Here is a 23,692-nt window from a genome sequence, read left to right as displayed (position 1 = left end):
CTGACCTGCGGCGCGTGCTGTGCGGGCGTAGCTCAATGGTAGAGCACTAGTCTTCCAAACTAGCTACGCGGGTTCGATTCCCGTCGCCCGCTCTTCACGAATCAGGGCCAGGTCAGAGGATCTTTCCTCCGCCTGGCCCTGATTGTTTCCGGGGACTCCGATCAGCCCGGCGTGTCCCCCTCGTGCCCCTTGGGCTTTCGATCTTGCTTTTTCTTGGCCTTCCGAGCTTTCTTCCGCCCCTTGTTGACGAGTCCGCTCACGGCATCGGCGATCAGCCGATCACGGTCGGCACTGGCGTGTTGATAGATCAGCGCGGCGCGGGCGGAGCTGTGACCCATGCGCGCCATCAGCTCGCGTGTGCTGGCCCCGGTCGACGCGGCGAGGGTATTGCCCGTGTGGCGGAGATCATGAAAGTGCAGACCCTTGATCCCTGCGTCCGAACACGCCTTGCGCCACAGCCGGTTGAAGTGGTTGCGGCGCGGGGTGGCCCCTTTGGCTCCGACGAACACCCGACCATCGGCACCACGTTCGGCGTACAGGTCTAGGTGCACGCGAACATCCGGGATGATCGCGGCCGGAATGGCCACGGTTCGCTTGCCGGCCGCGCTCTTGGGTGCCTTGATCTCCCTCTGCCCGTTGTTCAGTTCGGCGACGGCTCGCCGAACACGGACGGCCCCATGGTCGAGGTCGACGTCACGGCGGTGCAGCCCGACCAGTTCGCCCCAGCGCAGCCCGAGGAAGCCGGCCATGAGCACGAGCGCCCGGTAGCGCGGCTGGATCGCGTCAGCCAGGTCGTACACCTCTTGGACGGTCGCGGTCGGCCGTTCCGGGGTGTGCACGGTGCTGGCCCCTTTGATCGTGCACGGGTTGCGCCGGATCAGCAGGTCGCTGACGGCCGTACCCATGACCCCGCGCAGCAGGGCGTACGCCTTCGCGACGGTGGTCGGGCCCGTACCGCCAGCGAGCTTGTCAGCGCGCCAACGACGGACGAGCGGGGGCGAGATCTCGGCGAGGGTGGCCGCTCCGAAGGTGGGTTCAAGGTGGTGCCGAAGGAGCGACCCGTAGAGCTGCCGTGTGGTGGTGGTCAGCTCACGCTCCCGGATCCACGCGGCGGCATACTCGCCGAACGGCACCTTTCCGGCGTCCGGGTCGTGCCAGTCGCCGCGCCGCATCTCGGTCTGCTTGTCGGCCAACCAGTCGTCGGCGTCCCTCTTGGTGGCGAAGGTGTCCGGGGCGGGCCGGAGGAGTCCGTCAGGGCCGACGTAGCGGGCCTGGTAGCGGCCGGACGGGAGCTTGCGGACACGGCCGAACTGTCGACGCTTGCCAGCCATCAGGCAGCCACCCCCCGGAGGCCGGAGCCACGGCGGCGGGGCTGCACGGTGTTGGCCGCGATGTACGCCTCTATGACGCTCTCCCGGATGCGGACGTATCGACCGACCTTGACGTAGGCGATCCGGCGCTCTTCCACCAGGCGACGCGGGAAACGCTCCCCGCTCTCCTCCCAGGTACCGAGCCGTTCGGCGACTTCCGCCACCGACAGCAAGCGATCAGTCATCGTCGTGCCCTCCCCAGTCGTCGTTGAGCAGTTCTTCGCGTGCGGTTTCGCGGTTGAGTTCGATATCGCGGCGGATGTTGGCGGCGAGCCAGGATTCGCCGGGGGTGTGGCCGTGGCCGGCGTAGGTCCAGTGGGCGAGGGTGAGCGTGGTTGCCTCCGGGACGTCGGGGTCGGGCAGGCCGAGGGCTTCGCGTTGCTGCTGCGCGCGGTAGTCGGCTCGGGTCTGGCGGAGGGCGCCGAGGGTGGTGGAGTAGCGGCGGGATTTGGTGGAGAAGTGGCCGCGGAAGCCGAGCATGTGAGCCCAGTCGCGGAGCTTGCGGTCCGGGTAGAGGGCGTGCAGGTCGAGGCAAGCGGAGATGAGCCGGCTGGGGTGCTCGGGGACGTCGAGCAGGACCAGGGCTTCCTTGTTGCCAATGCGGCGGTCAACGGTGCCGGTTGTCTCGGCGGCCTTGGTGGCGTACTTGGCGACGTAGGAGGCCACGGCCTGTTCGGTGATCTCTTCGCCGTGGCCGAAGGCGCCGATGGCCTGTACGTCGAGCTGGGTGCCCCAGCGCAGGGTTCGGGCGGGCTGGTCACCAACCGGACCGACGTCGACCGCAACGCGGGCAGCGGCGGCTTGGATCGCCTCGGTGAGGAGTTCGAGGGTCGCCCAGGCCGGGGGCGTGGAATCCGGTCCGTCCGGTCCGTCGAAGCGGATCACGGCGTGGAAGTGGACGGCCCCGCGCTTCTGGTATTCGGCGACCTTGCCGAAGGCGACGCGGGACTGTGCGTGTGCTTCCTTCTGCGTGAGGCCGACGCGGCGGGCGATCTCACGGCGCAGGTAGATCGTGAAGTACCGCCACAGGTCGGAAGCGTGGTTGTTCCACAGCACCGCGCCCGCATAGTCGTACATGTCCGGGTCGAGCGGGGTACCGAGTTCAGGCGCATCCTCGTCGTGGCGGGTGGCGCAGCGGCAGGGCCGATTGCCGGGCCGGTTGTGGACCGGGCCGAACGATGGGGCCGTCAGCGTCGCGAAGACCCGGGGGTGATCCCGGACCGTGTGCGGGGTGCCCTTGGCGGGATCGCCCACGAGGCCGGCGCGGATGAGGTGGTAGGTGTCGCCGGCGTAGGTCCAGGCGCAGGACGGGCAGCGCGAGGCACGGCGGTTGCCGCACGCGATGCGCAGCCTGCCGCCCGGCTCGTTGTCGGTGTCGTACGCGTGCAGGACGTGTCCGGTCGCCCGGTCACGGGTGACGGTGGCGCCCTGGAGGTGGACCGGGTCGGAGCAGCCGCCGGTACGGCGGATCTGGTCTTGGATGCGGTCGAAGCCGGTGGACCCGGCCAGCCTCAGCACGTCGGTGAGGGTGGCCGGGTCCAGGCCCGCCATGGTGGCGGTGTCGGTCACGCAGCAACCTCCAGCAGGGAGGCGTACACGCGGGTGCCGATCCACTGGGCGTAGGCGGGCGGGATGCACTCGCGGATGCCGTCGCGGTTCATCCACGCCACGCCCATGTCGTCGCGGGCTTCCTGGACGCCAGAGAAGTTGCCGACGTAGTGCGCGAAGGTCCCGGCGGTGCGGGGGCGGCCCATCTTGGTCAGGGGCGCGAGGTGGGGCAGGTGGCGGGGCGGGGTGAAGGTGAAGCCTCCGCCGGTCTCGAACAGCCGGTGGCGGTAGGTGCGCATCCCGAACACGGCCGCACACAGGGTCACCGGGTCGCGCAACTCGGGGGCTGCGTCATCCACGTTTTCGATCACCCAGGGGCGCCCGGTGTCTTCGAGGGCCGCGCGGGTCGGGGCGATCAGGGCGGGGTGCTCGCGGCCCTGGATGCGCTGGCACTGCGTGTAGTACTGGCAGGGCGGGGAGGCGTGGATGAAGTCGAACTCCGCACCGTGCTCGCGGATGAAGCCGACCGCGTCCGCCTGGATGAAGCGGAACGGATACCGGGGCTGCGGAGCCACGTCGACACCGGTCACGTCGAACCCGGCGCGGTGGTAGCCCATCGCGGCGCCGCCCTGGCAGCAGAACAGGTCCAGGACCCGGGGCTTGGCCGTCACCGGTTGCCCCCGTTGCGGTGAGCGGGGCCGTGGTTGTCGGTGTAGTCGTCGACCAGGGCCTTCACGGCGTTGTCACCGTTGGCGTGGTCTTCCGCGCCGCAGCCACCGCAGACGTAGTCACCCTGAGAGCTGGTGTACTGGGTGCCGCCACGCACCCGCAGGCCGGGAGAACTCTCGGTCGGGTAGAGGTAGGCGGGGAGTTTGGGGGCCATGCCGCTCACCGCCCCGTGTGCGCCATGGCGGGCGCGGGGGTCGTGTGGCCGGTTCCCTTGCAGGTCGGGCAGGTGACGCGGAGGGTGGCGCGGGTGCCGTCGAGGTGGCGGGCACCGCTGGTGACCATGGCCGAGGCGAAGCCGGCGCAGTCGCGGCAGACGGGCGTGATCCGGGCGTGCTGAGGCATGATGAGGCTTCCCTTTCGGGTCCGTTGGATCAGGAAGGTGAGCCGTCCGGGGCGGCGGATACTTGGCGGTTGAGGCCGCCCCGGACGGGCGTTACTTGCGGCGATTGCGGTTGCGCGGGATGGGCGGGATGGAGTCGTAGGACTCCTGACCGGCGCGGAAGTCGTTCAGGTCGGTCACGTCCTTGTCTGTGCCGATCTCCCGCATGATCCGGTTCATGGCCCGGGTGTCGCGGTGCCGGCGGGCGATCGCGTAGTCCCGGCCCAGTTCGGCCATGCGCTCGTCACGAGCGGGCTCCGGGGTGCTGCTCTTACGGCTGAACAGGCCCATGTCAGCGGTTCCTTTCCTGGCTGAGGAGCGAGCGCAGGACGACCGCGCACACGGCCACGGACATGGCGGTGATGGCGACGGCCAGGAGCATGGAGACCAGGACCGCGCCGACGACGAGGACCACGGCGCCACCGCCGGCGGCCAGGGCGAGCGCGCTGCCCGGGGTGAGCTGCACGGTGGGCCGGTTGGAGACCGGGACGGCCGGGACCGGCGCCGGGGCCGACGCCTGGACCGGTACCGGGGTGTAGACCGTCGGGGCGGGGATCGCGGCCGGAGGTGCGGTGTCGCGGGGCGGGTACTTCGGGGTGAACACGAGGCGGTTCCCTTCTACTTGAGGACGGTGGCGAGGGCGGGGGCGAGGACGCTGCCGGCGACGAGGTAGCCGCCCAGCAGGAGCAGGGCCACCAGCCACCACGGCGGGCGGGCGAGCTTGATGCCGAGGTAGCCGACGACGACCACGGCGAGCCAGAGCGGGACGTCCATGACGAGTGGTCTCCTATGCCTTGCAGCGGTGGGCGCGGGCGGCGAGTTCGGCGGCGGCCCGGTCGCGGTAGTCGGCCGAGAAGCCGCAGCCGGGGGCGGTGCAGGCAGCGGTGTGCATGTCCCGCCCGCGCCCGTCGTAGTAGGTGGCGACCTCGACGGGGCCGATACGGATGCGGTCACGGAAGCGGCGGTGAACGGCCATCGGGGTCAGTCCTCCCGGCCGACGAAGTCGTCGGTGTGGTCGGTCAGCCACTGGCGGATCTCGGGGCCTTCGTCGTCGTAGGCCCGGTTGATCGCGGCTTCGGCCACGGCGACGGCTTCCACGAGCCGGTTGTTCCGGGTCAGTTCCGCCGACCGCTTCAGCGCGGATTCGATGGACGGACGCATAGTGAACTTCCTTTCCTTTCAGGTGAGTTGGAGTTGTGCCGCGATCGCGGCGGTTGTCGGGGCGGGCAGGCCGAGCCGTGCGGCCAGGACGTCAGCAGGCATCGGGGTGCCGGTAGCGGCCTGGTGGGCGTCGGCGAGCTTGCGGGCGTGGTCGAGGAGCGCGGCCGGAACCGTCGCGGCACTGGCGGCGGGCAGCGGCGGGGCGGGCGCGAGTTCCGGCACGCTCGCGGGCGGGGCGGGGGTGGGTTCGTCGTCGGTGCGGTGCATCTCGACTTCCGGCGCCGCCGGTCCGTCATCCACAGGCTGTGCGGGGACGGGCGGGGCGTCGGGGGTATGGACCAGCAGGGTTCCGCCGAGGAAGGCCAGGGCGGGCCAGCCGGCGACGAGGATCCGCAGCCAGTCGGGCACCTGGTCGAGGTCGAGGAGTCCGGCGGTCGCGATGTTCGCCCCGAGCGAGGCAGTCAGCGCGATCACGAACCAGGTCCAGGCAGACCGGTCCCGGCGGGCCGTACGCAGCCGACGCCACGCGGCGACCAACAGCAGGTCCACCGAGATCGGATAGGCCCAGGCTTTCCAGCCGGACTGTCCAGCGGCTTCGGCCAGGTCGTGCAGGTGAGCGAAGGACAGCGCGCCGGCGATCACGGCTTGGATCAGGACCGCGTCCGGGCGGATCGAACGGGACATGAGCGGCACCTCCCTTCGAAGGGGAGTCGGGCCGGGCGGGCGGAACCGAGAAGGGCGCCGCCCGGGTCCGGCGGGATCAGGTCGAGGGGGCTTCGCCACTGCCGAGGCAGTTCAGGCACAGGCCGGTCTGTTCACCGGCGACACGGCCCTTACGGCCGACGTGCACGGTCCGGGAGACCTCCCCGGAGCCCTTGCACACCGGGCACTTGGCGGGCTCCGTCACGGCGGGCTTTCGTCGCGTGGCCACGGCGATCACTCCGTGACCGGACGGGGCTTGACCAGCACCGGACCGTCCGCCGACGCCTCGACGGGCACGGTCGGGCGGAACGGGTCCAGGAACGGCAAATCCGGGACCAGGTGCGCGAACTCCCGGCAGGCCACGACAACTTCCGCCTTCGAGATCTCCGGGGTGCGGATCTTCGACCAGCCGCCCGAAGCGTCCGCCGCAACGGCCGTACCGGGGCGTTCCATCGGGATCAGGCTCGCAACGTGGACCGCTTCCGGAGCCACGTCGGCCAAGCCCATTTCGGCGGTCTGTTTGTCGTTGACGCGGTGCACCACACGGCCGGTGAGCTGGGCACGGAGCATGGTGGCGCCCTTGCCCAGGTCGGAGCCGAAGCGCTGCCCGCAGATCTCCAGATAGATGCCGACCGCGCGGGCCATCTGTGCCAGCCGGATCAGCGAGGTGACCAGCCGTTCGCGCCGTTCCTCATCCTTGCGCGAGGAGATCAGGAAGAGTTCGGAGACCTCATCCACCAGGACGATCAGCGGCGCCGGCCGGACGTCTTCCGGGAGTTCCCACAGGTCGGAGACTCCGTGGAGGTTCAGCAGGTCGAAGCGCTCTTCCATCTCGACGACCAGGACGCCGAACAGCGAGGCGGCTTGGTCCGGGGTGGTGGCTAGGGCGGAGAGGCGGGGCGCGAACGCGGACTGTTCCACACCGCGCTTGCAGTCGACCCCGACCAGCCCGACCGGCAGCTCAGCGAGCCCCTTGATCAGGCTGCGCAGGTACATCGACTTACCGGACTGGTTGGCGCCCAGGGTCAGGGCCATGGGGGCTTTGCGGTAATCCCGCTCGAACGCGGTCCCGTCCTCCCGCAGCGCGACCGGAACGGCCATGCCATGGGGGCGGGCCTTACGCGGCATCCGCACCCGGCGCAGCACGTCGTAACCGGTCATCCGCAGTTCGACGAAACCGGGCTTCGTCTCCACCACGGTCACCGAGTGGACGCCCCAGGCGTGGCGCAGCCGCTCCGAGGACGCGGCCAGGTCGGCGGGCTCCAGGCCGGCCGGGAGCCGCAGGGTCACCCGCAGCCCGGTCGACGTGGGCCGCACCCTGCGCACCTTCGGCGGTACCGGCTGCACCTCACGGCGGGCGACGTTGCGCGTCATGAACGCCCGCAGTCCCGACGGGTGAACCGTCAGCCCGCACACGTCCATCGTTGAGCGGTACGACAGGGAGAACCGGCCCCAGGTCACCGGCAGACCGACCAGCGGCCAGTACACACGCGGCGCACGGTACTTCGCGTAGCCGAGACCTCCGGCCCCCGCTAAGGCTCCCGTGGCTTCGAGCCACACCGACAGGTCCGTCATGTCAGGCCGCCGAGGTGATCGCGACCGCGCGGAACGAGATCCCGTGACGCTTCTCACCGTTGAAGGTGTTCTCCCAGTCACGGGCCTTGAGCCCGATCACCCGGACCGGCATGCCCGGGGCGAGACCCTCGGGGTAGCCCGTCTCGGGGATGGTGACCTGGTAGAGGTTCCCCTCCCCCTCGTCCGAGACCAGCAGGCCCACGGTCGACAGGCCGGCGCCGGTCTCCCGGTCCACGGCCCGCTCACCGGTCTTCTTGTTGGCCATCTTCGGCTCGGGCGCGGTCGCCACGAACACGACAGCGGTCGAAACGTCGATTTTGAAGGACGGCATTATGGAGTCTCCCCTTGTGGGATGAGCCCCGGGCTGCGTTGTGATCTTGGCGGATGCACGTAGCTCGGGGCGCCTTGTTGTTCGACACCACCGAAGCTACTCGCAGAAAAACTGCGAGTCAACAGAAAACCTGCGACTAGCAGTAGAAGTCTGACTCTGCGAGACTGAATGCGACAAGAAGGAGGAGAAATGGCCAACTTTGGGCTTTTTGTACGCTTCACTCTTCGCGAGGGTGCAGGCGAGGCATTTGACGCACTGATGCGGGAGACGACAGCAGGGATTCGGGCGCACGAGCCCGGCACGCTGGTCTATGCATGCCACGAGGTCGAGGGCGCACCGAATCAGCGGATCTTCTTCGAGCTGTACGCCGATCACGACGCGTTCGAGGAGCACGAGCGCCAGCCGCACACGCGCCACTTCCTCACGGAGCGCGCCAAGTACGTCGAGAAGACTGAGGTCGACCGCCTTCAGCCCTACGCCGGCAAGTACCCCACCGGAGCAGAGGCGTGACAGGCTCCGATACCAAGACGCTCGGCCAGCGAGTCAAGGAGCTGCGCCGCGCGGCAGGCATGTCACAGAGTGACCTTGCCATCGCAATGGCGCGCTCCGAGAGCTGGGTTTCGCAGGTCGAAAGAGGTGTGCAGCCCGTTGAGCGGCTGTCGATCCTTCAGGCTCTTGCCGACGCCCTGAACGTGTCCGTGCGCGAGGTACGGCCCGACGCGGCGCCGGCCGAGGAAGCCGAACCGGACGAGACCCACAGGAGCAACGACCTTGAAGGGCTGCGCGTAGCCCTCACTGGGCACCCGGCCCTGGGCAGTCTCTTTGAGCAGTCGCCGGCTGAACCTGTCCCCTCCCTTGCCGACTTCCGTCAGCGCGTAGACGAGGCGTGGACGCTCGCGCACGCGTCGAGCTACGGGGCATTGAGCGATCACCTCGTGAGGTTGCTTCCCAGCATCGAGGCGGCGGTACGCCACGCACCCGCGGGCGACCGTCTGGAACTTCACGCTCTGCGTGCCAAGGCGTACCAGGTGGCAGCAGCGAGCTTCACCCGGCAGGACCAGGCCGACGCGGCATGGGTCGCGGCCGACCGGGCGCTACAGGCGGCCGAGCTTGCGGGCCAGCCGTTGGAGGTTGTGGCGAGTCTGTTTCGCATGGCGCACGCGTTCATGCGGCAGCAGCACATGGAGCAGGCCGAGCAGGCTGCGAAGTCTGCCGTAGCCGTCATGGCGCCCAGAGCGGAGGCGCCGGCGTGCCCCCCGGAAGAGCTTTCGCTGTTGGGTGCCATGAACCTGGTTCTCGCTGTGATCAACGCGAGGGAGGGGAACCGGGGGCGGACCCACGAGCACATTGACCGAGCGCGCGGAATCGCAGCGAGGTTGGGGGAGGACCGCAACGATTTCGACACGGAGTTTGGGCCGACGAATGTCGAGATCCACGCGGTGAGTACGGCGGTCGAGTTGGGCGACGCGGGGCTTGCCCTGGAGGTGGCCCAGGAGGTCGACGCGTCGAGCCTTTCGCCTGAGCGGCAGTCGCGTTTCCTCCTTGACGTGGCGCGAGCGCACGCGCAGCGGCGACACGTTGGCGAGGCCACAGCCGCGCTCTTGGAATCCGAGGCTCTGGCACCTGAGCAGATCCACGATCACCACTTGGCCCGTGAGGTCATCCGCGACCTGATCCAACTCTCGGAACCTCGTGTTCCTGAATCCCTACGCGGCTTGGCCGAGCGGAGCGCGGTCGGCTAGCCGATCTTGTTACAGGTTTCTCTACCTCATCAAGGCACCCGGCTGCGCTCCGCTCCGCCGGGCACGCTCCCGGCTCCGTTGCGGGCGCCGCTCCTGCCTTCGGCCCGCTCCGCCCGCACTGCGCCTACGCGCGCCCACAGCGGGTGGGCCGTGGCCATGGGGTGATCACCGCAGAGCGGCAGCCGGGTCACAGCAGTGCCTCCGGCGGGGGCGCTCAGGCTCCGAGATGGCGGGGGCGCCGTTCGCGAGTGCCGGCGGAGTAGTGGCGTGCGCGGGGTGCTCCCATCCCGCCTGCCGTCGCCCCAGGCAGAGCCGAGCAGACGCGGCCCCTGGCGTCCAGGTCGTTCGTACAGTGGCGCGCTCCACCTGGACGCCAGGAACCACGCCCGCTCCACGGTGTGTGGGTCGACGGCAGACGGGATGGGAGCTGGGGTGGGTGGTGGGTGAAGATGGTGGAGCGAGTGCGGGAGGAGGATTCCCGAGACCTCGCGCCACACGAAGCACCCGGACAGCCATCAACCTTCGATTCGAAGGATGCAGGCGCTTTAAAGACTGGCCAATCTTTAAATCAGAGGTGAAACGGCGCCCTGACCATGGAAGTTGCCGTTACCGGGCCACGTGCGGCAAACTGGCCTCTGCGGGTCCCGACGATGTTGAGCGGCTACTCGCGCCGCCCCCTGCTGACCTGGGCAGATCGTCAACCCGTAACGCCTCAGAGTCAGTTGAGGAACCGGGGTGCTACTGTACCGCCCCATCAACTGAAAAGTGGCATGCCAAAAGAGCGTCTGCGCAACCTTCCACAGCTCGCTGACGCCCGATGGCTCTACGAGGAGGTCTACTTGCAGAAGAAGCGAACCAACCTCACCCGTATCCCATTGCATAGCAATGGAGTACAGGTTTGCGACTGTAGCGCCGAAGCGTCACAGCACGCAACTATGCAGTACAGGTGGACACAGGTGCTTCGCGACGTGACGGCGCTGCTGGGGGTGATCTCTCCCATCGTCGCCGCAGTGATCACGAAGTTGTAGTCAGGTGCGGCAGCTTGGCTAGGTTCGACGCCAGGCTGCCGCACGCGGCCCAGGAAGCGCGCAGAGCACCCGAGGGGCATCCGAACCGCACACGGGCGCGAGAGGGGCATCCGTGCCCCCTGCGTGCCCGATCGTGCGGCACGTGACGGGGACCAACGGGGAGTAAGAGTGAAGCGTGCGACGCCACGCAGGTCAGCGACTTGCCAGCTCAGCCCGGATCCGCATACGCGATCTTCCAAACTAGCTACGCGGGTTCGATTCCCGTCGCCCGCTCTGTGCAGGACGAAGTACGGCGAAGGCCCGGGTGAGAGAGGGTGCGATTCCTCTCCCCGGGCCTTCGGCATGTCCGCGCCGCGCTCAGAAACTGGCCGTGCTCAGAAACTGATCGAGTTGATCGTGTCCGCGAGGGAGTCGAGGAAACGGTTGATCGATGGCGCCATGCCTGTGGAGGCCAGGAAGAAGCCGAAGAGGATGGCGACTATGGCGGGGCCCGCCTTGATGCTGCCGCCTCTGATCAGCACTACCAGGATGATCGCCAACAGCAGCACCACTGACAGTGAAATGGCCACAACTGATCACACCCTCGGTCGGTTCCGCTCTACCGGCCCGGGAACGCACAGCGCGCACCCCCGCCAGAACCATGGTGCCACCAACTGGGCCTCATCATGCCGCCGGTGACACATGATGGACAGGTGACTCCGGCCGCCGGCCCGCCGCACGGCAATTCAAGGCGTACCGGCGAAGGGAATTGAGGCCGCCGGTTTCAGGACCCGCACAACATATGCGCAGGTAATTCGAATTGAGGCCGCAACCTCACCAACAACACACCCACAACCGGCGTTATGTACCTTTTCGTCGGGATGAATCGCGACATCGCGGACGACAGTGTGAGTCACAAGACACCTTCTGGCGTGTCGACTTCGGCGATTTCCGGGGTAGCCGCTGTGCATTACACGGGAATGACCTGGCCCGTTTTACTGACACACACAAGCAACGCTAGGGTGCCTCGAATGTTCCAAGCCGCCTCGTCTCATGTTCCGAGCCCGCGCTCGGCCCAGCCGCCCGGCCGGCGCGACGCGTTCTTCGACAACGCCAAGTACATGGCGATCGTGCTCGTGGCCGTGGCGCACTCCTGGGAGCCGCTCAAGGGCGACAGCCGGGTGCTGCAGGCCGCCTACATGGTCGTCTACGCGTTCCACATGCCGGCCTTCATCGTGATCTCCGGGTACTTCTCCCGGAGCTTCGACGCCAGCCCCGGCAGGATGAGACGGCTGGTCACCGGGATCGTCGTACCGTACGTCGTCTTCGAGACCGCCTACTCCCTCTTCAAGCGGTACGTCGACCACACGCCGGGGCAGGAGATCAGCCTCCTCGACCCCTACTACCTCACCTGGTTCCTGGTGGCGCTGTTCATCTGGCGGGTGACCACTCCCCTCTGGAAGACCGTCCGCCATCCGCTGCCGCTCGCACTGGCCGTCGCCATGCTGGCCTCCCTCAGCCCGGACATCGGCGAGGACCTCAACCTCCAGCGGGTCCTGCAGTTCCTGCCGTACTTCGTGCTCGGCGTGCTTCTGCGCCCGGAGCACTTCCGGCTCGTGCGCCGGCGCTCGGTGCGGATCGCGGCCGTACCGGTGTTCGCCTTCGCGCTCACGTTCGCCTGGTGGGCGGTGCCGCGGATGAAGGCGAGCTGGTTCTACCACAGCTCCTCCGCTCAGACGCTGGACGCCCCCTGGTGGACCGGGCCGGTGATGCAGCTCGCGCTGTTCGGCTGCTCGCTGCTGCTGACCGCCTGCTTCTTCTCCTGGGTGCCGGGCCGCACGATGTGGTTCACGGCGCTCGGCGCGGGCACCCTGTACGGCTATCTGCTGCACGGCTTCCTCATCAAGGGCGCCGACTACCGCGGCTGGTTCGACCACGCCTGGCTGCACGGCCCGGCCGGCGAGATCGCCGTCAGCGTCGCCGTGGCCACCGCCGTCACGCTGCTGTGCACCGCGCCCGTCCGGCGGGTGTTCCGGTTCGTGATGGAGCCGAGGATGGACTGGGCCTTCCGCCGCGACCCGGCCGAACTGGCCCGGAAGCGCGAGGACGAACAGAAGGAACAGAGCGAACAGAAGGAACAGAGGCAACAGGGGCGCGAGAAGGTTTCCGTCTAGCGGTCCTGGGGGGCCGTCAGGCCGAGGAGCGCGTGCATCCGCGCGTACTTCTCGGTCAGGCGGGTCCGGGTCGGTGCGTCCAGGGCCGCGAGACGGGCCGGGTTCGCGTTGTGGGCCAGGTCGGACTGCTTGACCAGCAGCGCGCCGGGGGTGGCGAGGATACGGCTCGCGTACGTCTCCGGGGGCTCGCCGGGGCGCTTGGTGAGGGCCAGGACGATCGCCCTGGTGCGGTCGGTGAGCGCGGCCCCGCGCAGCCAGTCCTCGCTGAGGGCGTCGTCCTCGACGGCGTCGTGCAGCCAGGCCGCCGCGATCTGTTCGGCGTCGCCGCCCCGGGACCGTACGCCCTCGGCGACCGCCCGCAGGTGTTCGGTGTAGGGGCGGCCCGCCTTGTCGGTCTGGCCCTCGTGGGCGGCACGGGCGAGGGCCTCGACCTCGGCCAGGGTGAGCATGGGTCTCCTCGACCTAGATGACGGGCAGAGCGTCAGACCAGGGGCGCCGACTGGGCCGTGGGGCCCTCGCGGCAGACCAGCAGCAGGGCCCGGTCGTCGTTGACGTCCTTGGCGACCGCCTCGATGAGATGCCAGGCGGCGCCCTGGAAGCCGCCGGCGACATAGCGGTCGGCCTCGCCGGTGAGCCGGTCGATGCCTTCGACGATGTCGCGGTCGGAGGTCTCCACCAGGCCGTCGGTGAACAGCATCAGCACGTCGCCGGGGCGCAGGGATCCCTTCACCGGATCGAACTGGGCGCCCTCGTAGACGCCGAGCAGCGGGCCCTCGGCGGCCTTCTCCTCCCAGCGGCCACTGCCGGCGCTGAGCTGGAGGCCCGGCGGGTGGCCGGCGGAGTAGAGCTCGTAGTCGCCGGAGTCGAGGTCCAGGACCAGGTGGATGGAGGTCGCGAAACCCTCGTCCCAGTCCTGGCGGAGGAGATAGCCGTTCGCCGCCGGGAGGAAGGCGTGCGGGGGCAGCGAGCCGAGCAGGCCGCCGAACGCGCCGGACAGCAGCAGCGCGCGCGAGCCCGCGTCCATGCCCTTGCCGGAGACGTCGGTGAGGACGACCTCCATGGTGCGACCGCCGTTGGTGCGGGCCGCGACGACGAAGTCCCCGGAGAAGGACTGGCCGCCGGCGGGCCGCAGCGCCATCTCGCGGTGCCAGCCGTGCGGCAGCTTCGGCAGCTTGCTCTGCACCCGGATGCGTTCGCGCAGGTCGAACAGCATGGTGCCGCCGCGCCGCCAGGGCACGCCGACCCGGCTGCGGAACTGGGCGATGAGCAGCCCGAAGAACCCGCATGCGGCGACGACGAGCACCACACCCGGGGTGACTCTGGACGGCCCGTCCGTGTAGGGGCCGAGCTGTACGGACTCCACGATCAGCGCGGTGGCCGCCGCCGCGTACAGGCCGAGCAGGCTGGACGGGCGCAGCAGCAGACCGCCGGCGACGATCGGCAGGACCAGGGCGGCAGGGGAGCACCAGACCGAGTTGGCGAGGGTGGTGACGGCGATCAGCGGGACCGTGAGCAGCAGGAAGGCCAGCGCGATCCAGTCGGATCCGTCGCCGCGGAAGTAGTCGACCGCGCTTCGGCGCACGCCGGTGCGAGCCCGGTGCATCCAGTGCCTCAACCGGGCCGCCAACGTCTCGGCTTCCGCGCGCCGCGTTCGTCCTGCTGCCATTAGTTCGGGACCCTATCCATCCAACCCGCCGCTTGGCACGGGAGGTCCCACTTGTCCCCCGTCCGAGGTTCAACTTCACAGTGAACTTCACGGAAAGCGCTCCCGTCGCCCGGAAGGAGAAATTCCCTGGCTCGCCCTGCGATGTGCTGCTAGGCATGGACGCATGACGACTGGGGCGACGGACAGTGGGACCACGGGGCGCACGACCCTTTCTACAACCGAGCTGCGGGTGCTGGATCAGGACGACTGGGACATCTGGTACGACACCCTGCTGCTGTCCTTCGGCGGGGTGGCGGAGTCCGCCGAGGAGCGGGAGCTCTGGCGGGGGCTGATCCCGTGCGAACGGGCCCTCGGCGCCTGGGACGGGACGGAACTGGTGGGCACGGCGGGAGCGTACGGCTTCCGGCTGACCGTGCCGGGCGGGGCCTCCGTGCCGACGGCGGGCGTGACCACGGTCGGCGTGCGCTCCACGCACCGGCGGCGCGGGGTGCTGACCTCGCTGATGCGGCGGCAGCTGGACGACCTGCGGGAGCTGGGCGAGCCGCTCGCCGCCCTCACCGCCTCGGAACCGGATATCTACGGACGTTTCGGGTACGGGGTGGCGACCTTCGGGCTGCACGCCGAGATCGACACCGCCCGGATCCGGCTGTCCGTTCCGGCCGACGCGGATGAGGTACGGCTGCGGTACGACGATCCGCTCGCCGGGCTCGAGGTGTGCGAGGCGGTGTACGCGCGGACGGTGCCCGGGCGGCCCGGGCTGCTGGCCCGGCAGACCGGCTGGGAGCGGCTCGGGGTGCTGGAGGCGGCGGCCGAGCGGGACGGCGCGTCGCGGCTGCAGTGCGTGCTCGCCGAGCGGGACGGCGAGGTCACCGGGTACGCCCGCTTCCGGGTCAGGCCCGAGTGGACGGACTCCGGGCACAACGGCCAGGTGCAGCTCCAGGATCTGACGGCGCTGGATCCGGCGTCGGAGGCGGCGCTGTGGCGGTTTCTGTTCGGGATCGACCTGACGAGCACCCTGAAGGTGCGGGGGCGTCCGCTGGACGACGCGTGGCAGCACCTGGTGTCGGACATCCGGCGCTGCCAACTGCGGGTGCGGGACTCGCTGTACGTCCGTCCGGTGGACGTGGGCGGGGCGCTGGAGGCGCGCACCTACCAGGCGCCGGTGGACGTGGTGCTGGACGTCGAGGACGCCTTCTGCCCCTGGAACTCGGGGCGTTGGCGACTGTCCGGCGACGCGAAGGGCGCGGTCTGCGCGCGTACGACGGACCCGGCCGATCTCGCTCTGTCGGTACGGGAGTTGGGGGCGGCGTACCTGGGCGGGGTGAGCCTGGCCTCGCTCGGCGCGGCGGGGCGGGTGCGGGAGCTGCGGGAAGGGGCGCTGTCGGAGGCGGCGGTGGGGTTCGGGTCACCGGTGGCGCCCTGGCTGCCCCACGGGTTCTGACCGGCCGTCAAGTCCAGGCTGTCGTCAGGCCTTTTGGCAGGTCGGGCACCAGAAGAGGTTGCGGGCGGCGAGGTCGGCTGTGCGGATCCCGTCGCCGCAGAGGTGGCAGGGCTGGTGGGTGCGCCGGTAGACGTAGACCTCGCCGCCGTGGTCGTCGACGCGGGGCGGGCGGCCCATGGCCTCGGGGGTGTGTTCCGGGCGGACGGTGTCGATGCGGTTGTTGCGGACTCCCTCGCGCATGAGGGCGACGAGGTCGGTCCAGATCGCGTCCCACTCGGCGGCGGTGATGTCCTTGCCCGCGCGGTAGGGGTCGATGCCGTGCCGGAAGAGGACCTCGGCGCGGTAGACGTTGCCGACGCCGGCGATGACCTTCTGGTCCAGGAGCAGGGCGGCGATCGTCGTACGGCTGCGGGAGACGCGGGCGTAGGCGGCCACGGGGTCGGCGTCGGGGCGCAGGGGGTCGGGGCCGAGGCGGGCGTGTACGGCCTGTTTCTCGGCGTCCGTGATGAGGGCGCAGGTGGTGGGGCCGCGGAGGTCGACATAGGCGGCGTCGTTGGCCAGGCGCAGGCGGACGGTGTCGGTGGGCGGGGGTGCGGGGGCGTCGCCGAAGCCGACCTTGCCGAAGAGGCCCAGGTGGATGTGGATCCACTCACTGTCCCGGAAGCCCAGGAAGAGGTGTTTTCCGTGGGCCTCCGTGCGGGTGAGCTCCGCTCCGGTGAGCAGGTCGGCCGCGTCGGAGAACTTGCCCTGGGGGCTGCTCACCCGCGGTGCCGTTCCTTCGAAACGGTCGGCGTAGTCCAGCGCGAGCCGGTGGATGGTGTGCCCTTCTGGCACGGTGCCGTGTCCTTCCCTTTTTTCCCACCCTCCCACCCGCCTCGGTCGGGAGAAAGGTGACCGTCGAACCGCCCCGGTCGGCTCAGTCCTGTTGGGGGTGGTGGGCCGGGATGTCGGGGAGGGTGCCGGTCGTCTCGTAGGCCGACAGCATGTCGATGCGCCGGATGTGGCGTTCGTCGCCGGAGAACGGGGTGCCCAGGAAGGTCTCGACGAACTTCGTGGCCTCCTCCGCGGAGTGCATGCGGGCGCCGACGGCGACGACGTTGGCGTTGTTGTGCTGGCGGCCGAGGGACGCGGTCTCCTCGCTCCAGGCCAGGGCCGCACGGACGCCCTTCACCTTGTTCGCCGCGATCTGCTCGCCGTTGCCGGAGCCGCCGATCACGATGCCGAGGGACTCGGGGTCCGCCGCCGTCCGCTCCGACGCGCGGAGGCAGAAGGGGGGGTAGTCGTCCTGGGCGTCGTAGATGTGGGGCCCGCAGTCGACCGGGTCGTGGCCCGCGGCCTTGAGCCATTCGACGAGGTGGTTCTTGAGTTCGAAGCCGGCATGGTCCGAGCCGAGATACACGCGCATGGGATGAGTGTGACACGGGTGTTGCCGGGTAGCAGCACGGGGTGGTCACGCCGAAAAACTCCCGCAACACCATGGAACCTCAGGAAAACCTCAAGTAACGATCCGGAATCACAGGTTCACGAATCAGCTTGCCTCCGATTCACTGGCTTGTCATGACTTCGCAGCCCACCCTCACCAAAGCTGGACCCGGCCCCGGAGAACCCGGTTCCGGTCTCCAGGCAGGTCTCAAGAACCGGCATCTCTCGATGATCGCCATCGGCGGTGTGATCGGTGCCGGACTGTTCGTCGGGTCGAGTTCCGGGATCGCCACCGCGGGGCCCGGCATCCTCCTCTCCTACGCTCTCGTCGGCACGCTCGTGGTGCTGGTGATGCGGATGCTCGGGGAGATGTCCGCGGCGAACCCGACCTCGGGTTCGTTCTCCGCGCACGCCGACCGGGCGCTCGGGCGCTGGGCCGGGTTCTCCATCGGCTGGCTGTACTGGTTCTTCTGGGTCGTGGTGCTGGCCGTGGAGGCCACCGCCGGGGCCAAGATCCTCGAGGGGTGGATCCCGGCCGTGCCCCAGTGGGGCTGGGCGCTGATCGTGATGGTCGTGCTCACCGCCACCAACCTCGTCTCGGTCGGCTCCTACGGCGAGTTCGAGTTCTGGTTCGCCGGGATCAAGGTCGTGGCGATCGGCGCGTTCATCGTCGTCGGCGGACTCGCGGTGTTCGGCGTTCTGCCGGGCGCCGACAGCGACAAGGCGGGCCTCGGGAACCTCACCGACCACGGCGGCTTCCTGCCCAACGGGCCCGGCGCGATCCTCACCGGCGTGCTGCTCGTCGTCTTCTCCTTCATGGGCAGCGAGATCGCGACGCTGGCGGCCGGTGAGTCGGAGGACCCGCAGCGGGCGGTCACCAAGTCCACCAACAGCATCATCTGGCGGATCGGCGTCTTCTACCTCGGCTCGATCTTCGTCGTCGTCACGCTGCTGCCGTGGAACGACCCCGCGATCGAGAAGGAGGGCTCCTACGTCGCCGCCCTCGACTCCCTCGGCATCGCGCACGCCGGCCAGATCATGAACTTCATCGTGCTGACCTCCGTGCTGTCCTGCCTCAACTCCGGGCTCTACACCGCCTCCCGGATGGCGTTCTCGCTCGGCGAGCGGGGCGACGCGCCGCGGGCCTTCGCCCGGACCACGTCCCGTGGTGTGCCGCTGGCGGCGATCGTCTCCTCGGTCGTGTTCGGCTTCGTCGCGGTGTTCTTCAACTACCGGTTCCCCGACTCGGTCTTCCTCTTCCTGGTCAACTCCAGTGGCGCGGTGGCCCTGTTCGTGTGGCTGGTCATCTGCTTCTCGCAGCTGCGGCTGCGCCGGATCATCCAGCGGGAGGCCCCGGAGAAGCTGGTCGTGCGGATGTGGCTGTACCCGTATCTGACCTGGGCCACGGCCGCGCTGATCGTCTTCGTGCTCGGTTACATGCTGACGGACACGGAGGGCGAGAGCAGCGGGCGTACGACCGTACTGCTGTCGCTGCTCGTCGCCGCGGCCGTCGTGGCGGTCGCCTTCGTGAAGGAGAAGGTGCGGGCAGGGAAGGAAAACGAGCTCACAGCGCCGTGAAGCTCTTCCTGACCTGGTCGTAGGTCTTCAGGGCATCCTCCTCCACGGCCGGCTGGTACCAGGTGTTGATCTGGTACGACTTCCCGTCCTCGTCGAAACCGAGCAGCCGGGCGTGCCAGGGGGTGCCCTGAAGCGTGAAGGTGTACTCCCAGACGACCGCCGGGCGCCCCCGGAACGTGGTCCGCTCCAGCCGGATCTTGCGGTAGTCCTGCCCCTGGTGGGCGTTCTGCTCGGAGGTCCGCCAGGTGTCCATCAGATCGCCGCGCGCCAGGGCGGACTTGGCGGCGAGTTCCTGGGTGCCGTCGGGGGACGTGTAGTGCACCTCCGCCCCCGTCTGCACGTCCCGCCGCCATCCCCTGGGTGTCGCCCACGCGAACCCGCCGGCCTCCTGGTGCGTCCCCGGCGGCAGGCTCTGCGGCCGGAACGTCCCCTCGACAGTGGGAGAAACGGTGGGAGAGAGGGTGGAAGACACGGTGGGAGAAGGGGACGCCGAGGAGCCGCCCGCCTGGCTCCCTCCGCTCTTCGCGCCAGGAGCCGGCGCCACCACGACCGCGACGACCACACCGGCGACGGCCAGGGCGGCGGCCCCGGCGAGGACGTGACCGCGCCGCAGACCCGCCCGGAGTCGACGGGTCGCGGGAACGGTCCCCTGATCCCGGTCCCGACCCGGACCCGGACCCGGGTCGGGATCGGGATCGGGATCGGGATCGGGATCGGGATCGGGATCGGGATCAGGGTCAGGGTCCGGACCGCGTTCGGTCACGGCCACGGTCACCGTCTCGGCCCGGTCGACGGGGACACTCCGGAGCCCGGTCGTGACCACCGTCGGGGTCGGGGCGGGGAAGGCCACCGGGTTCAGTGCCGTCTCCAGGTCCGGGAGGGAGGGGCGCAGGGCCGGGTCCTTGTGCAGGAGGGCGGCGAGGGGGTCGCCCAACGGGCCTGCGACGGCGGGGAGTTCGGGTTCCTCGTAGAGGACGGCGTGCAGTGTGGCCAGGGTGGTGTCGCGGGAGAACGGGGAGTGGCCGGCCAGGGCGGCGCAGAGGGTCGCGCCCAGGGACCAGAGGTCGGACGGCGGTCCCTGCGGGCTGCCGGAGATGCGCTCGGGGGCCATGTAGTCGGGGGAACCGACCAGCATGCCCACCATGGTCAGCGCCTTCGCGTCCTGGATCGCCGCGATGCCGAAGTCGGTGAGGACGACCCGGCCGCCGCTTTCCACGAGCACGTTCCCCGGCTTGATGTCCCGGTGCAGGACACCGCCCGCGTGCACCTGCCGCAGCGCCGCGATCAGCCCCAGCCCGATCCTCGCCGTCTCGCGCGGGCCCAGCGGCCCCTCCTCGGCCATGATCCGCTCCAGCGAGCGCCCGGCGACCAGCTCCATGACGATCCACAGGCGCTCCCCCTCGTCGACGACGTCGTAGACGCGTACGACGTTCGGATGGTCGATGCGGGCGGTGGCCCTGGCCTCTCGCAGGGTGCGTTCACGGCGGGTGCGGCCGTCCTCCGGGTCGAGGTCGTCGATCCGCATCTCCTTCACCGCCACCGGCCGGTCGAGCATCTCGTCGACGGCCCGCCACACCCGTCCCATTCCCCCCTGGCCGATACATTCGACCAATCGATAGCGCCCCGACACCAGCAGACCCGGAAAACCACCGCTCCCCGAATTCCCCGGCAATTCGCTGCACCCCCTCCATTGCCCCGCCCCACCAATTCACGCCGTACCAGCATAGTGCGGAGAAATATTGTGGTACCTCTTCAAGTACTGCGAATTCAGGCGCAGCCAAGGGGGGCGAACATGAGTTCTCGTCGTTGGACGACCGTCACCGGATCACTGGCCGCCGCATCCTTCTCGGCGGTACTGGCCCTCTCCGCCCCGGCCGGTGCGGACGGTCAGGGGCCCGGCAGCGACAAGGGGGGAAAGGCCGTCGACGAGGCACCGGCGGGCGTGAAGCCGACCACGCTGCTGCCCGAGAGGATCTCGGTCGACAACAGCTCGCAGAAAACGGCCATCACCGCCACGGTGAAGAATGAGGGGACCAAGGACAGCGGAAAGATCAGGCTGTGGGTCGTCGGATTCGACGGACTCACGGTGAAAAGCGTCCAGGGGTGCACCGCCATCGCCGAGAAGGATCTCCCGGAGGGCTCCAACAGCGGTTTCACCTGCCCCATCGACAATCTCGCGGCGGGGGCGTCGAAATCGTACGACGTCGACGCGACATTCGATCTGAGCGGGACCGGGAAGATCTGTCTGCCCGTCCAGAGCAGCGACGGGAAGAAGACGTTCTGGCAGCAGGGCCCGGTGCCGTTCGGTACGACGAACCCGTCGCCGAACGCCCCCGCCACCCCGCTGCTCCTCGATACCGACAACACCCCGGCGGCCCCGGCCGGCGACCAGGCCGGCGACCAGGGTGGCGACCAGGGTGGCAACCAGGGTGGCGAACTGCCGAAGACCGGCGCCGGACGGGATCTCCTGCCGCTGGGCGCGGCCGGGGTGTCGCTCCTGGCGGTGGGCGCGGCGGGACTGTGGTGGTCGTCCCGGCGACGGCCGCAGAGCTGAGCGCATGAAAAAGGGCCCGCCGGGAGCAGCCGGCGGGCCCTGTCTCAGCAGCGTCTCAGCGCTTCACGAGCTTCCACGCCGTCGGCAGCAGCCCCATCGCCAGCGCCGCCTTGACCGCGTCGCCGATCAGGAACGGGGTGAGGCCGGCCGCGACGGCGGCGGAGGCGGAGAGACCGGCGGCGTAGGCGAGGTACGGGACGCCGACGGCGTAGATGATCGCCGAGCCGAGGACCATCGTGCCCGCCGTGCGCCACACGCTCCGGTCGGCGCCCCGCCTGGCCAGCGCGCCCACGGCGGCGGTGGCGAGGACCATGCCGAGGATGTAGCCGAACGAGACGCCGACCCCGGAGGTGCCGTCGGCGAAGCACGGCACCCCGGCGAGACCGGCGAGCGCGTACACGACGAGCGAGGCGATTCCGCGGCGGGCGCCGAGGGAGGTGCCGACCAGCAGGGCGGCGAAGGTCTGGCCGGTGACCGGGACCGGGGAGCCGGGGATCGGCACCGAGATCTGGGCCGCGAGTCCGGTGAGCGCGGCGCCGCCGAGCACGAGCGTGACATCCCGGACCCGGGAGGCGGGGAGCAGGTCGGCGAGGACCTGTCCGGTGCTGGCGGGGGTGGCGACGGCGGTGCTCATGGGGACTCCGCGGAGACGGGGACGGTTCGGGACACCGTGACGCTATCCCGGCGACGCCGGGCCGCTCGCCGTCGGTGATCGACAAAGCGTGCGGCGGGGGCTTGGTGGGCTCCACACAAAGGGTGCCCGTTACACCGGGTTCGACGTGACGCCGATCACTGAGGTGGAGATGTTTCACTCACGCAACAGCACCACGAAGAGATTGTGGACTCCGGCCAAAGGGTTCACACCAGGGGCTCCCGAGGGAATCCTAGTGTTCTGGTCGGATTCAGACCCGTTCCAGAGGACGGTCAACCATGCCCCGCACAGCCATGCCCCGCACCACCACGCCTCGCCCCACCATGCCCCGTGTCGCCGACAGCGACCGGCGGCGCACCAGCGCCAGCGTGATCCTGCGGTCCGTGCTGGAGCACGGGCCGGTGGCGCGCTCCACCATCGCCCGGCTGACCGGGCTGTCCCCGGCCGCCGTCACCGACCACTGCGCCCGGCTCACCGCGATCGGACTGATCCGGGAGTCGGCCGCCCCGCGCCGGTCGAACGGCGTCGGCCGCCCGCATGTCCCCGTCGACCTGGACGACTCGCGGTTCGTGGTCGGCGGGATGCATGTGGCGGTGCCCCACACCACGGTCGCGCTGCTCGACCTGCGCGGCCGGGTGCTGGCGCAGCGCGAGTTGAAGCACCGCGGCGCCGAGCCGTACGACGTGCTGGCGCGGGCGTCCGAGGGGCTGGCGGCGCTGCTCGCCGAGGCGCGGGACAGCCGTCCGCTGGGGGTCGGGTTCGCCGCGGGCGGCTGGGTGGACCGGGCCCTGGGAACCGTCGTCGAGCATCCGCTGCTCGGCTGGCGCGATGTGCCGGTGCGGGAGCTGGTCGGCGCGCACACCGGGCTGCCCGTCCAAGTGGACGGCCACGCACGGGCGTTGGTGAACGCGGAACGGCTGTTCGGGCAGGCGCGCGGCAGCCGCAGTGTGCTGCATCTGTTCGTCGGCAACGTGGTCGACGCGGCGTTCGCCACCCATGACGAGGTGCACCACGGACCGCGTTCGCAGGCGGGCGCCATCGCGCATCTGCCGTTGGCCGGCGGCACCGAGCCCTGCGACTGCGGGCGCACCGGCTGCCTCCAGGTGGAGCTCAGCGAACGGACGTTGTGCCGGCGGGCCCGGGAGGCCGGGATCGTCGACGGGATGAACCCGATGCGGGTGCTCGCCGCGGCGGACGCCGGGGATCCGGTGGCCGTCCGGCTGCTGCGGGAGCGGGCGCGGATGACGGGACGGGCGGTGGCGCTGCTCCTTGACGTCCTCAACCCCGAACGGGTCGTCGTCACCGAGGTGGGGGTGCTGTACCGGGAGGACTGCCTCGCCGCGCTGCGGGCGGAGGTCGGTCCTGGGCGGGCGGCGTGTGTCGTGCCGTCGGGCTTCCCGGACGCGGTGCTGGCCGTGGCGGGGGGTGCGGTGGCCCTGGACGTGCTGTACCGGGATCCGCTCACGCTGTCGTCCCGGGCGACTTAATTCAGAAACTCCGAATGTTGACAGGCCTTGCACCAGGACAGGACCATCGTTCCATGAGCTGTCGCACCTTCTGTTGCTGACGCCCCGGTGCGCCGGGAGCGCGCCCTTCTCTCTGCCTCTGTGTCTTTTCACGCGTGAATTCCCTTGCCAGGTCTGAATTCCGCCTGCCTTTTT

29 protein-coding genes and 1 tRNA gene are annotated in these 23,692 nt (G+C 69.7%); 8 read left to right on the top strand and 22 right to left on the bottom strand.

All coding sequences use genetic code 11. The features are described from left to right. The first annotated feature begins 21 nt into the window (after window positions 1-21). A tRNA-Gly gene (locus ACFPIH_RS27505) sits at window positions 22-92 on the top strand. Between the two features lie 69 nt (window positions 93-161). Here ACFPIH_RS27505 and ACFPIH_RS27500 read toward each other — a convergent pair. The 15 genes from ACFPIH_RS27500 to ACFPIH_RS27430 all read right to left on the bottom strand — a co-directional run bounded on the left by ACFPIH_RS27500 (window position 162) and on the right by ACFPIH_RS27430 (window position 7,795). Continuing rightward, window positions 162-1,331 carry a tyrosine-type recombinase/integrase gene (locus ACFPIH_RS27500; protein ID WP_465270381.1) on the bottom strand — a complete coding sequence of 390 codons (1,170 nt, stop codon included), beginning with the start codon at window positions 1,329-1,331 and terminating at the stop codon, window positions 162-164. Beyond that, the gene (locus ACFPIH_RS27495) at window positions 1,331-1,555 is read right to left on the bottom strand and encodes an excisionase family DNA-binding protein (protein WP_381173095.1); all 225 of its coding nucleotides are present in this window, start codon (window positions 1,553-1,555) and stop codon (window positions 1,331-1,333) included. Before ACFPIH_RS27495 ends, ACFPIH_RS27500 begins: the two co-directional genes overlap by 1 nt. Then, window positions 1,548-2,939, bottom strand: a complete 1,392-nt coding sequence (gene repSA / locus ACFPIH_RS27490; protein WP_381173098.1) for a replication initiator protein RepSA — start codon at window positions 2,937-2,939, stop codon at window positions 1,548-1,550. Before repSA ends, ACFPIH_RS27495 begins: the two co-directional genes overlap by 8 nt. Next, on the bottom strand, window positions 2,936-3,535 hold the full coding sequence (locus ACFPIH_RS27485; protein ID WP_381173363.1) for an SAM-dependent methyltransferase: 600 nt from the start codon (window positions 3,533-3,535) through the stop codon (window positions 2,936-2,938). Before ACFPIH_RS27485 ends, repSA begins: the two co-directional genes overlap by 4 nt. A gap of 50 nt (window positions 3,536-3,585) precedes the next feature. Continuing rightward, window positions 3,586-3,801, bottom strand: coding sequence for a hypothetical protein (locus ACFPIH_RS27480; protein ID WP_381173101.1), 216 nt, complete (start codon window positions 3,799-3,801; stop codon window positions 3,586-3,588). A 5-nt stretch (window positions 3,802-3,806) separates the two neighbouring features. Next, window positions 3,807-3,989 carry a hypothetical protein gene (locus tag ACFPIH_RS27475; RefSeq protein ID WP_381173104.1) on the bottom strand — a complete coding sequence of 61 codons (183 nt, stop codon included), beginning with the start codon at window positions 3,987-3,989 and terminating at the stop codon, window positions 3,807-3,809. 91 nt (window positions 3,990-4,080) lie between these two features. Further along, window positions 4,081-4,317, bottom strand: coding sequence for a hypothetical protein (locus ACFPIH_RS27470; protein WP_381173107.1), 237 nt, complete (start codon window positions 4,315-4,317; stop codon window positions 4,081-4,083). A gap of 1 nt (window position 4,318) precedes the next feature. Then, window positions 4,319-4,630 carry a SpdD protein gene (locus ACFPIH_RS27465; RefSeq protein WP_381173110.1) on the bottom strand — a complete coding sequence of 104 codons (312 nt, stop codon included), beginning with the start codon at window positions 4,628-4,630 and terminating at the stop codon, window positions 4,319-4,321. A 14-nt stretch (window positions 4,631-4,644) separates the two neighbouring features. Next, window positions 4,645-4,800 (bottom strand): hypothetical protein, encoded by a 156-nt coding sequence (locus ACFPIH_RS27460; protein WP_381173113.1) that lies wholly within the window; start codon window positions 4,798-4,800, stop codon window positions 4,645-4,647. Between the two features lie 13 nt (window positions 4,801-4,813). Then, entirely contained in the window at window positions 4,814-5,002 is a 189-nt protein-coding gene (locus tag ACFPIH_RS27455) for a mobile element transfer protein (RefSeq protein WP_381173116.1), read from the bottom strand. Window positions 5,003-5,007: 5 nt separating this feature from the next. Beyond that, entirely contained in the window at window positions 5,008-5,187 is a 180-nt protein-coding gene (locus tag ACFPIH_RS27450; RefSeq protein ID WP_381173119.1) for a hypothetical protein, read from the bottom strand. 18 nt (window positions 5,188-5,205) lie between these two features. Then, entirely contained in the window at window positions 5,206-5,871 is a 666-nt protein-coding gene (locus ACFPIH_RS27445; RefSeq protein WP_381173122.1) for a DUF2637 domain-containing protein, read from the bottom strand. A 76-nt stretch (window positions 5,872-5,947) separates the two neighbouring features. Next, window positions 5,948-6,118, bottom strand: coding sequence for a hypothetical protein (locus tag ACFPIH_RS27440; RefSeq protein ID WP_381173125.1), 171 nt, complete (start codon window positions 6,116-6,118; stop codon window positions 5,948-5,950). A 5-nt stretch (window positions 6,119-6,123) separates the two neighbouring features. Then, window positions 6,124-7,464: an FtsK/SpoIIIE domain-containing protein gene (locus tag ACFPIH_RS27435; protein WP_381173128.1), complete on the bottom strand. Its 1,341-nt coding sequence runs from the start codon at window positions 7,462-7,464 to the stop codon at window positions 6,124-6,126. A 1-nt stretch (window position 7,465) separates the two neighbouring features. Beyond that, window positions 7,466-7,795 (bottom strand): SCO3933 family regulatory protein, encoded by a 330-nt coding sequence (locus tag ACFPIH_RS27430; RefSeq protein ID WP_381173131.1) that lies wholly within the window; start codon window positions 7,793-7,795, stop codon window positions 7,466-7,468. A gap of 189 nt (window positions 7,796-7,984) precedes the next feature. Here ACFPIH_RS27430 and ACFPIH_RS27425 point away from each other — a divergent pair, with 189 nt between their 5' ends. Then, window positions 7,985-8,305, top strand: coding sequence for a putative quinol monooxygenase (locus tag ACFPIH_RS27425; RefSeq protein WP_381173134.1), 321 nt, complete (start codon window positions 7,985-7,987; stop codon window positions 8,303-8,305). Continuing rightward, window positions 8,302-9,537, top strand: coding sequence for a helix-turn-helix domain-containing protein (locus ACFPIH_RS27420; RefSeq protein WP_381173137.1), 1,236 nt, complete (start codon window positions 8,302-8,304; stop codon window positions 9,535-9,537). The genes ACFPIH_RS27425 and ACFPIH_RS27420 overlap by 4 nt, the downstream gene beginning before the upstream one ends. 1,402 nt (window positions 9,538-10,939) lie before the next feature. Here ACFPIH_RS27420 and ACFPIH_RS27415 read toward each other — a convergent pair. Then, the gene (locus ACFPIH_RS27415; RefSeq protein ID WP_030779494.1) at window positions 10,940-11,134 is read right to left on the bottom strand and encodes a hypothetical protein; all 195 of its coding nucleotides are present in this window, start codon (window positions 11,132-11,134) and stop codon (window positions 10,940-10,942) included. Window positions 11,135-11,575: 441 nt separating this feature from the next. Between ACFPIH_RS27415 and ACFPIH_RS27410 the strand changes: the two genes are divergently transcribed. Further along, the gene (locus tag ACFPIH_RS27410; protein WP_381173141.1) at window positions 11,576-12,718 is read left to right on the top strand and encodes an acyltransferase family protein; all 1,143 of its coding nucleotides are present in this window, start codon (window positions 11,576-11,578) and stop codon (window positions 12,716-12,718) included. On the opposite strand, the gene ACFPIH_RS27405 is transcribed toward ACFPIH_RS27410, so the two are convergent. Both ACFPIH_RS27405 and ACFPIH_RS27400 read right to left on the bottom strand, forming a co-directional pair. After that, window positions 12,715-13,167, bottom strand: coding sequence for an HD domain-containing protein (locus ACFPIH_RS27405; RefSeq protein WP_381173143.1), 453 nt, complete (start codon window positions 13,165-13,167; stop codon window positions 12,715-12,717). The genes ACFPIH_RS27410 and ACFPIH_RS27405 overlap by 4 nt on opposite strands. 32 nt (window positions 13,168-13,199) lie before the next feature. Continuing rightward, window positions 13,200-14,384: a PP2C family protein-serine/threonine phosphatase gene (locus tag ACFPIH_RS27400; RefSeq protein WP_381173146.1), complete on the bottom strand. Its 1,185-nt coding sequence runs from the start codon at window positions 14,382-14,384 to the stop codon at window positions 13,200-13,202. Window positions 14,385-14,547: 163 nt separating this feature from the next. Between ACFPIH_RS27400 and ACFPIH_RS27395 the strand changes: the two genes are divergently transcribed. Next, on the top strand, window positions 14,548-15,825 hold the full coding sequence (locus tag ACFPIH_RS27395; protein WP_381173148.1) for a GNAT family N-acetyltransferase: 1,278 nt from the start codon (window positions 14,548-14,550) through the stop codon (window positions 15,823-15,825). Window positions 15,826-15,849: 24 nt separating this feature from the next. On the opposite strand, the gene ACFPIH_RS27390 is transcribed toward ACFPIH_RS27395, so the two are convergent. Together ACFPIH_RS27390 and ACFPIH_RS27385 are read right to left on the bottom strand one after the other, a co-directional pair. Beyond that, window positions 15,850-16,659, bottom strand: coding sequence for an Fpg/Nei family DNA glycosylase (locus tag ACFPIH_RS27390; protein ID WP_381173150.1), 810 nt, complete (start codon window positions 16,657-16,659; stop codon window positions 15,850-15,852). An 82-nt stretch (window positions 16,660-16,741) separates the two neighbouring features. Then, on the bottom strand, window positions 16,742-17,230 hold the full coding sequence (locus ACFPIH_RS27385) for a ribose-5-phosphate isomerase (protein WP_381173152.1): 489 nt from the start codon (window positions 17,228-17,230) through the stop codon (window positions 16,742-16,744). Window positions 17,231-17,382: 152 nt separating this feature from the next. Between ACFPIH_RS27385 and ACFPIH_RS27380 the strand changes: the two genes are divergently transcribed. Further along, window positions 17,383-18,825: an amino acid permease gene (locus ACFPIH_RS27380; RefSeq protein WP_381173154.1), complete on the top strand. Its 1,443-nt coding sequence runs from the start codon at window positions 17,383-17,385 to the stop codon at window positions 18,823-18,825. On the opposite strand, the gene ACFPIH_RS27375 is transcribed toward ACFPIH_RS27380, so the two are convergent. Then, complete coding sequence (locus ACFPIH_RS27375) at window positions 18,812-20,410, bottom strand: serine/threonine-protein kinase (RefSeq protein WP_381173156.1); 1,599 nt, start codon at window positions 20,408-20,410, stop codon at window positions 18,812-18,814. The genes ACFPIH_RS27380 and ACFPIH_RS27375 overlap by 14 nt on opposite strands. 207 nt (window positions 20,411-20,617) lie before the next feature. On the opposite strand from ACFPIH_RS27375, the gene ACFPIH_RS27370 reads away from it, so the two are divergent. Beyond that, window positions 20,618-21,379 carry an LPXTG cell wall anchor domain-containing protein gene (locus ACFPIH_RS27370; protein WP_381173158.1) on the top strand — a complete coding sequence of 254 codons (762 nt, stop codon included), beginning with the start codon at window positions 20,618-20,620 and terminating at the stop codon, window positions 21,377-21,379. 55 nt (window positions 21,380-21,434) lie between these two features. On the opposite strand, the gene ACFPIH_RS27365 is transcribed toward ACFPIH_RS27370, so the two are convergent. Next, entirely contained in the window at window positions 21,435-22,013 is a 579-nt protein-coding gene (locus ACFPIH_RS27365; RefSeq protein WP_381173160.1) for a biotin transporter BioY, read from the bottom strand. 296 nt (window positions 22,014-22,309) lie between these two features. Here ACFPIH_RS27365 and ACFPIH_RS27360 point away from each other — a divergent pair, with 296 nt between their 5' ends. Beyond that, window positions 22,310-23,518: an ROK family protein gene (locus ACFPIH_RS27360; RefSeq protein WP_381173162.1), complete on the top strand. Its 1,209-nt coding sequence runs from the start codon at window positions 22,310-22,312 to the stop codon at window positions 23,516-23,518. Window positions 23,519-23,692 lie beyond the last annotated feature (174 nt).

The sequence above is a fragment of the Streptomyces vulcanius genome (assembly GCF_042653945.1).
In the GTDB taxonomy this organism is placed as follows: domain Bacteria; phylum Actinomycetota; class Actinomycetes; order Streptomycetales; family Streptomycetaceae; genus Streptomyces; species Streptomyces mangrovi.
This window is presented reverse-complemented; position numbering and strand designations above follow the sequence as displayed.

What these genes read in the sequence shown, in the direction of transcription:
- ACFPIH_RS27485 (WP_381173363.1), bottom strand. Translation starts at nt 3,535, where the DNA reads ATGGGCTACCACCGCGCCGGGTTCGACGTGACCGGTGTCGACGTGGCT.
- ACFPIH_RS27425 (WP_381173134.1), top strand. Translation starts at nt 7,985, where the DNA reads ATGGCCAACTTTGGGCTTTTTGTACGCTTCACTCTTCGCGAGGGTGCA.
- ACFPIH_RS27410 (WP_381173141.1), top strand. Translation starts at nt 11,576, where the DNA reads ATGTTCCAAGCCGCCTCGTCTCATGTTCCGAGCCCGCGCTCGGCCCAG.
- ACFPIH_RS27380 (WP_381173154.1), top strand. Translation starts at nt 17,383, where the DNA reads ATGACTTCGCAGCCCACCCTCACCAAAGCTGGACCCGGCCCCGGAGAA.
- ACFPIH_RS27500 (WP_465270381.1), bottom strand. Translation starts at nt 1,331, where the DNA reads ATGGCTGGCAAGCGTCGACAGTTCGGCCGTGTCCGCAAGCTCCCGTCC.
- ACFPIH_RS27480 (WP_381173101.1), bottom strand. Translation starts at nt 3,801, where the DNA reads ATGGCCCCCAAACTCCCCGCCTACCTCTACCCGACCGAGAGTTCTCCC.
- ACFPIH_RS27460 (WP_381173113.1), bottom strand. Translation starts at nt 4,800, where the DNA reads ATGGACGTCCCGCTCTGGCTCGCCGTGGTCGTCGTCGGCTACCTCGGC.
- ACFPIH_RS27445 (WP_381173122.1), bottom strand. Translation starts at nt 5,871, where the DNA reads ATGTCCCGTTCGATCCGCCCGGACGCGGTCCTGATCCAAGCCGTGATC.
- ACFPIH_RS27365 (WP_381173160.1), bottom strand. Translation starts at nt 22,013, where the DNA reads ATGAGCACCGCCGTCGCCACCCCCGCCAGCACCGGACAGGTCCTCGCC.
- ACFPIH_RS27370 (WP_381173158.1), top strand. Translation starts at nt 20,618, where the DNA reads ATGAGTTCTCGTCGTTGGACGACCGTCACCGGATCACTGGCCGCCGCA.
- ACFPIH_RS27405 (WP_381173143.1), bottom strand. Translation starts at nt 13,167, where the DNA reads ATGCTCACCCTGGCCGAGGTCGAGGCCCTCGCCCGTGCCGCCCACGAG.
- ACFPIH_RS27430 (WP_381173131.1), bottom strand. Translation starts at nt 7,795, where the DNA reads ATGCCGTCCTTCAAAATCGACGTTTCGACCGCTGTCGTGTTCGTGGCG.
- ACFPIH_RS27375 (WP_381173156.1), bottom strand. Translation starts at nt 20,410, where the DNA reads ATGGGACGGGTGTGGCGGGCCGTCGACGAGATGCTCGACCGGCCGGTG.
- ACFPIH_RS27360 (WP_381173162.1), top strand. Translation starts at nt 22,310, where the DNA reads ATGCCCCGCACAGCCATGCCCCGCACCACCACGCCTCGCCCCACCATG.
- ACFPIH_RS27475 (WP_381173104.1), bottom strand. Translation starts at nt 3,989, where the DNA reads ATGCCTCAGCACGCCCGGATCACGCCCGTCTGCCGCGACTGCGCCGGC.
- ACFPIH_RS27450 (WP_381173119.1), bottom strand. Translation starts at nt 5,187, where the DNA reads ATGCGTCCGTCCATCGAATCCGCGCTGAAGCGGTCGGCGGAACTGACC.
- ACFPIH_RS27435 (WP_381173128.1), bottom strand. Translation starts at nt 7,464, where the DNA reads ATGACGGACCTGTCGGTGTGGCTCGAAGCCACGGGAGCCTTAGCGGGG.
- ACFPIH_RS27400 (WP_381173146.1), bottom strand. Translation starts at nt 14,384, where the DNA reads ATGGCAGCAGGACGAACGCGGCGCGCGGAAGCCGAGACGTTGGCGGCC.
- ACFPIH_RS27455 (WP_381173116.1), bottom strand. Translation starts at nt 5,002, where the DNA reads ATGGCCGTTCACCGCCGCTTCCGTGACCGCATCCGTATCGGCCCCGTC.
- ACFPIH_RS27395 (WP_381173148.1), top strand. Translation starts at nt 14,548, where the DNA reads ATGACGACTGGGGCGACGGACAGTGGGACCACGGGGCGCACGACCCTT.
- ACFPIH_RS27470 (WP_381173107.1), bottom strand. Translation starts at nt 4,317, where the DNA reads ATGGGCCTGTTCAGCCGTAAGAGCAGCACCCCGGAGCCCGCTCGTGAC.
- ACFPIH_RS27385 (WP_381173152.1), bottom strand. Translation starts at nt 17,230, where the DNA reads ATGCGCGTGTATCTCGGCTCGGACCATGCCGGCTTCGAACTCAAGAAC.
- ACFPIH_RS27495 (WP_381173095.1), bottom strand. Translation starts at nt 1,555, where the DNA reads ATGACTGATCGCTTGCTGTCGGTGGCGGAAGTCGCCGAACGGCTCGGT.